The following is a 6,085-nucleotide window of genomic DNA, read 5'->3' as shown; positions in this document are numbered from 1 at the left end:
AGGCCCCGCTTCGCCGTCGACATCGACCGCATCGTGGGCCTGCTGGAGGGCGAGAAGTAGGGCACCTCGGCTCAATCCCGAGCCATGCGGAACCGCTTCACATTTTTGAACGCCGCGCGTCCCAAATACTTGAGAAACAAGCTGTGAAGTGCAGTGGCTCGCCCGTGCCCGTGCATAGCCGTCACCATTAGCGTCTACGCGGCGTCGGCTTCAAGTGGAACTGGCCCCACTGCTGTATATGGTTTGCCTTGCTGCACATGGCGATCAATGCCCACGATGCTTCTGCTTGCGCTTCAGCTTTCGCTGCTCGAAGCGCGCCTCCGCCTCATCCGCGCGACGCTGGCTTCTTGCTTGAGCCGACTCCCGCTTCGTCGCTTCCCGCTGTGCTGCGAGCGCCTGTTGTGCCTTGGTGCTCACCGCGGGCCGCTTAAGGGCTTTCGCTGCCTCGCGAGCGCGTCGCTTGGGATTCTTCGCGGGCTTGCTTGTTTCCGTGGCCTCGTCACCGAAGAACGCGAGCTCCGCCCATTTGCTTGTAACGAATCGCAGGATTTCCTCATCGGACGGTTCCGCGCCGAAGACGATGCGGGCGGCGCCGTATCTGCCGTCCTCGACATGCTCCGCCAGCCCGACCCAGAATTGGCCGTCATGATATACGGTCAGGGTGGATGACACGCTGATCTGCATGGTTGGTTCCTCCTTTATGTAGATGACCATGCAGAGAAGGGACAACCAAGGAGGCAGGTTACTGATGCGGACTCCCGCACGCCCACGACTACCCGACGGGGACTGTGTTTTCATCTCTGGTGCCCGCATTGTAGCACGCGTGAATGCGCCCGGCATCGCTGCTGACATGGCGCGACTGGGAATTGCTCCTCGATGTATCCCTGTGCATACTGCTTCCCCGGTTTCGAAACTTAAAAAAATTCGAGTTTCGAAACCGAGGAGGACCGAATGATGGCTTGGGTAGACCGCAATACGTAGGAAGTTTCGCCATCGTCTATGCTGGACACGAGGTCGTCTTCCTCCAATCCGATCAGGCTGACCGAGCAATCAGCACCTGGATCGACATTCCCCTGCACATGAACCCGCTTATGCGCGCAAACGAGGGCTACAAGGGCATGACCGCGCAGGAAGCGCTTGGGGTAGCGAACGGGGCCGAGCATCGCCCTGCGCCGGCCTTGGCATCAGGCCCTCGCGCTGGGCGGTAATCCGAGGATCGGGAGTAAGGATTTGCCCAGCATCGATAATGCTCAGCTATACCCTTATTCCGTCTCCCTGCTCTTGCGGTATTCCGCGAGCCTGTCGTTCAATTCGCGGGTCTCGCGGCTCAGCTTGGCGTTGAAAGCAAGAGTGAGGACCGCCAGGATGGCGAGATAGACAACCGTGAAGGTAACCCACGCCCCGGGGTTGTCCGCGGAAACCCAAGCAAAGACAAACGCCAATGCACAGAGGGCTGCGTAGAGGCAAACGCTGAACAGCACCAGGCGCGCGGGATACGCCATCCGTCTGATCACCGCGGGCGTGAAGAACACGAACTGCAGCGCGGGGACGGTGACGCACGCGGCGAGAATCGACCAGCAATAGTTAATGCCCTGCTTGGCGGCGTCATCAGCGAAACAAGTCCCTAATGCCAAGAAGGCTATCATGGCGACAGTGAAGCCGATACAGGTGCTTTTCACGAGTTGTCCGAGGTTTTCCACGGGCGTCTTTTTATCGGTGTCGATAATGTCCCTGTTAATCATTTCAGTCTTCCTTCCTTCGTTTCGACTGCTTCAGACCGAGCTTCGATTTGACGTCGGGCGCATACTGGCGCGAGATAACGACCTGCTCACCGTTTTCCAGGGTGGCGATGATCCTGCCGTTGACGTCGGGCTTGAGGGCGGTGATCGCGCGGAAGTTGACGATGCAACCTTTCGCGATGCGCAGGAAGTCGCAGTCCGCCAGGAGCTCCTCCATCTCGTAAAGGCGCAGGCCCGTCTCGAGAACCGTGTCGGCCGTATAAATGAACGTGTGCTTGTCGACCGACTCGATGAACAGGACGTCTTCTGCGCTCAGCACGCGCGTGCAGCCGTCGGCCGTGCCCGTCACCTTCCTGTCAAGCATGCGCAGCCGAGCCGCTATATCAAGCACGCGGCGATCGACCCTTACACAGACGATCGTGACTTCTATATCTTGAGCTGCTTCTCGCTCTTCGATTGTGATCTTCATGCGTCCTCCTTTCGGACTGCTCTCATGCTAGCTGACGAAGATAGCTGAACCTTCGGCGTTTAACCAAGCTGCGCTGTCGAGGAACCAAGATGCAGGCTGGGCGAGCTGAACAGCAAGAGAGACCGTAGTCACGCATCCTCGGATCGAGCCCGAAACAGCAATCCTTGCCGCTCATGAACACCGGCACGTGAAACGCTATGCTCAAGAGCACTTAGCTCGAAACCCCTCGCATGCAGCTATCGAATCCGGGATGCTGTCCGATTGGTCGTGCACGACGACGGGCGTACAATAGGCGGAAACCAACAAGAACCTGCCCTCCATGCCAACTCCGCCACCTGACGTGATGGGCGATCCGATTGCTCTTCTGGATTGCCTTGAGAAGAACGCTGGCGGAATCACCGAGCAGGACTCCAAGGGGACTGCATTTCTTCGTGTGGTTCCTATTGCCAAACCCCGCCCCCAGTTGGAAGCCATCTTAGGCATATCAGCCTTGGGGACGGTGTTGTGACTCATATCGGCCAGTCTTCGCTCGACGGAGTCGGCGTTTACGTTAGCGTCGAGTTCGGGAGCGCATTGAGGTCATTCGCATTTCCTCATGCATTTGAAAGTGGAATCGTTGAACTCTTGGGTGGATAAGCCACCTGCGACGATTCTTTCGGTCATCGCTCTTGTGCATCTCATCTGACCTGCGGAAATGCAAGGCGGCAAAGCCGCTGGCTACGATTCACTTTGCTAAACAGGCGTCAAAAAGGGAAAACAGCCGTTTTGGCACCCCTTTCGAGCGGTTCCGGGCCTCAAAGCCTTGTCGTTTTTGTCCCCGGGACAAAAATGAAACTGCGAGCTTGCGGTTTCGAAATAGTTTGCGAATTTGTCCCAGGGTTTGTCCCAAACGCCTACGCGAGGACACGCGGAGGGATTCGGCGGCAAGGTGGACAAATCGACAACCAAACTAGACCCAATTGGAATGTCGCCACGGCAAATGGACTTGAAAGAGTTGGAATAGAACATACGTTCTGTATAACGTTATAGCACCAGGTGGCAGGCGTAGTTTCAATCGAAGCTACGCCTGCTGCTATATATACTGGTCGATAGCGGTATCAATGACCGCGATGCTTCTGTTTGCGCTTCAGCTTCCGTTGCTCGAAGCGCGCCTCCGCCTCATCCGCGCGGCGTTGGCTTCTTGTATGAGCCGACGCCTGCTTCATCGCTTCCCGTTGTGCCGCGAGCGCCTGTTGTGCCTTGGTGCTCACTGCCGGCCGCTTAAGGGCCTTCGCCGCCTCGCGGGCGCGCCGCTTGGGGTTCTTCGCGGGCTTGCTCGCCTCGGTCGGATTGTCGCCGAAGAACGAGAGCTTCTCCCATTTGCCGACAACGAACTGCAGGATCTCCTCATCGGATGGCTCCGCGCCGAAGACGATGCGGGCGACGCCGTATCTGCCGTTCTCGACATGCTCCGCCAGCCCGACCCAGAATTGGCCGTCGTGATATACGGTCAGGGTGGACGACACGCTGATCTGCATGGTTGGTTCCTCCTTTATGTAGATGACCATGCAGAGAAGGGACAACCAAGGAGGCAGGTTACTGATGCGGATATCCGCACGCCCACGACTACCCGACGGGGACTGTGTTTTCATCTCTGATGTCCGCATTGTAGCACGCGCGGATTTACGATGTTGATCGCCGGCGCCTAGACAGAGATGAAGGCGGTTCGATCTAGGTCAAGCCGGTCACTCGTTCATGAAGCGGCCGATTCCCTGAAAATAAAAGGCGCCCACGAGGACACCTACAGGCTATCTTCGAACTACTTGGTTTGGGGCAGACGGAGGAAAAAAATAGGGCAGAATCGCTCTCACGATCCCGCCCCGCAAACCCGAGGGTTTCTAACCGGCTCCATTATTCCGGGCTTCTCAGTTCTGTCATTGACCCAGGTATCACCCGTCTCCTATAGCGAGTGAATATAAAAATAGGGCAGAGTCGCTTGCGCAAGTCCGCCCCTAAAACCGTGAAGGTTTTGCTATCTGCAGGCTATTCTACCAACCCGAGCGATTCTGTCAACCTGCGAAGGAACTCGAGCGCGGAGCGAGCTGCGGCGTCGGGCCCCTTGTCGGGCAGCGCCTCGGTTCCGCCGTCGGCCCTGGCGAACATCTCGGCGAGCTCGGATGCGGCGCGCGAGCGCGAGGAGCCCTCGGGTACCAAGCCGGAGTGCGCCACGAGCACGGTCGCGACCTCCTGCATGGCCGTATTCCCCATCCACTTCCTCCTGGTCGCCTTGGGAATTCCCACGGCGGCGACCCTTCGGGAGACACCGCTGGACGCCGAGCCCCGGGCGGCGCCCCTCTCGGCGAAGCAGTTGATCAGGCACGAGCCGTGCGCGGCGCAGTTGCGGACGGACTTCACGCGCTTGAGGTCGTAGTGGGAGGCCTCGAGGCGCCTGTCGTCCCATCGCCTGGCGCAGAAGCGCACGAAGTCGATGAGGGTGCCGAACGAGGTGAGCTCAAGGAAGGCCCAGGCGGGCATGTCGCCGGAGTACTTCGCGTAGAGGCTCGAGCTGTAGGGGCTGCGGCCGCTCATCTTGAGCTCGCGCAGGCGGTACTCCCTGTTTGCAGTGGTAAGCGATGCCATATAGTCGGCCACGATGGCGTAGCCGTCCTCTCCGCGGTCCTCCATCTCGCGAAGCAGTGTCACCTTCTGGAAATGCTCGATGTCGAGCGTCATGCCGAGCAGGGCGTGGCGCAGCTCCTGGTCGAGCGCCGCGAGCAGGCGCAGCTGGCCGAAGTCGAGGTCTACGTAGCGGCCGTCGCGCGGGCCTCCCTCGTATTTCGAGAAGAGTTTGCGGTAGGATGCGAGCTTGAAGAAGTTGCACTTGTCACGCAGGTAGTCCGCGGCCTCTTCCTCGGAACACAGCTCGAAGGCTACGCCCTTCTGCTTGAGGTGCTCTATCTGCTGCTCGATCGTGAGGATCGGCTTCCTATCGTGGGGTTCGGCCATGCTCGGTCTCCTGTCATAAAAAGTATTGCCTATTTTACCAGCATGTTCTCGACATTCGATGGAGGCCTCATCGTCGACTCATGGGCAAGCCGCCTGATACGACTCCCTTTCCCTGTCAGCAGCGCAGTCGCCTGACCTGCGGCTTTGGAATCGCGTTGGAAGCCGCCCGCGACCAATCATTTGCAGTTGTTGCGAGTGGCTTGCGCGTGATGCTGCGGTTGAGTTTCAGAAACGGGCGATTCCGCCCAATCGGGCACCCGAATCACGGCCGGAAGCTCCTTTGGGACAAAAACAAAAACTCAATGCCCTGAGTTTGAAAAAAAGTTTTGAGGTTGTCCCAACTTTTGTCCACGAAGCCGACGAAACGCGACATCGCGTCATTCGGCGGCACGCGTTCCGTGTCGATGCCGAAAACTGGGTGCAACTGGAATGACGGGACGACAGAACCGAAGCCATCGAGTGGGAATAGAAAATACCTTAGTTATGGGGGTATAAATTGGATTTCCTTTAGGATGCACCCCCATAACTATATGAATTGACCTGCTGACTCCAATGAAGATTGGTGGGTAACTGCCAGGGGTGGCGGCCCAGCGAGTGTTGTTTTGCGAGCTATGCGCATTGAAAGCGACCTTTCGTGGTATAAACTACTTGCCGGAAGCCGCGGCTTTCAGAGTACGGCTTACGTGTACGTTTAACCTCCGTGGGCGACGGGGTGCCGCAAGGCGTAGAATATCGCCCACCTGTAGGGGCCTGCAGCGATGCGGGCCCCGCTTCGTATGAAGGGGGCGTAACCGATGAAGATCGTATCCATCTCCCAGGACTTCTTCGACCTCGTCGAGGGCGACCGCGAGCTCATGCTTAAGCACAATCTCCCCTGCATCGTGGTGGTGAG

5 protein-coding genes are annotated in these 6,085 nt (G+C 58.2%); all 5 read right to left on the bottom strand.

Features of this window, described 5'->3' with window-relative positions; all coding sequences use genetic code 11:
• Nucleotides 1-264: 264 nt before the first annotated feature.
• Nucleotides 265-684, bottom strand: coding sequence for a YjdF family protein (locus tag DW029_RS10945; RefSeq protein WP_117763652.1), 420 nt, complete (start codon nt 682-684; stop codon nt 265-267).
• Between the two features lie 578 nt (nt 685-1,262).
• Nucleotides 1,263-1,742 (bottom strand): DUF3021 family protein, encoded by a 480-nt coding sequence (locus DW029_RS10935; protein WP_117734615.1) that lies wholly within the window; start codon nt 1,740-1,742, stop codon nt 1,263-1,265.
• 1 nt (nt 1,743) lies between these two features.
• On the bottom strand, nt 1,744-2,208 hold the full coding sequence (locus tag DW029_RS10930; protein ID WP_117734614.1) for a LytTR family DNA-binding domain-containing protein: 465 nt from the start codon (nt 2,206-2,208) through the stop codon (nt 1,744-1,746).
• 1,097 nt (nt 2,209-3,305) lie between these two features.
• Nucleotides 3,306-3,725 carry a YjdF family protein gene (locus DW029_RS10925; RefSeq protein WP_117734612.1) on the bottom strand — a complete coding sequence of 140 codons (420 nt, stop codon included), beginning with the start codon at nt 3,723-3,725 and terminating at the stop codon, nt 3,306-3,308.
• Between the two features lie 505 nt (nt 3,726-4,230).
• The gene (locus DW029_RS10920; RefSeq protein ID WP_117734611.1) at nt 4,231-5,193 is read right to left on the bottom strand and encodes an Abi family protein; all 963 of its coding nucleotides are present in this window, start codon (nt 5,191-5,193) and stop codon (nt 4,231-4,233) included.
• Between the last annotated feature and the right edge of the window lie 892 nt (nt 5,194-6,085).

Origin of the sequence: Collinsella sp. AF38-3AC (assembly GCF_003474365.1) — a bacterium.
Lineage (GTDB): Bacteria > Actinomycetota > Coriobacteriia > Coriobacteriales > Coriobacteriaceae > Collinsella.
The sequence above is the reverse complement of the archived record's forward strand: the minus strand, read 5'-3'. Positions and strand labels throughout refer to the sequence as shown.

Coding starts and splice junctions, on each gene's coding strand:
- DW029_RS10920 (WP_117734611.1), bottom strand. CDS start 5,193: ATGGCCGAACCCCACGATAGGAAGCCGATCCTCACGATCGAGCAGCAG.
- DW029_RS10925 (WP_117734612.1), bottom strand. CDS start 3,725: ATGCAGATCAGCGTGTCGTCCACCCTGACCGTATATCACGACGGCCAA.
- DW029_RS10935 (WP_117734615.1), bottom strand. CDS start 1,742: ATGATTAACAGGGACATTATCGACACCGATAAAAAGACGCCCGTGGAA.
- DW029_RS10930 (WP_117734614.1), bottom strand. CDS start 2,208: ATGAAGATCACAATCGAAGAGCGAGAAGCAGCTCAAGATATAGAAGTC.
- DW029_RS10945 (WP_117763652.1), bottom strand. CDS start 684: ATGCAGATCAGCGTGTCATCCACCCTGACCGTATATCATGACGGCCAA.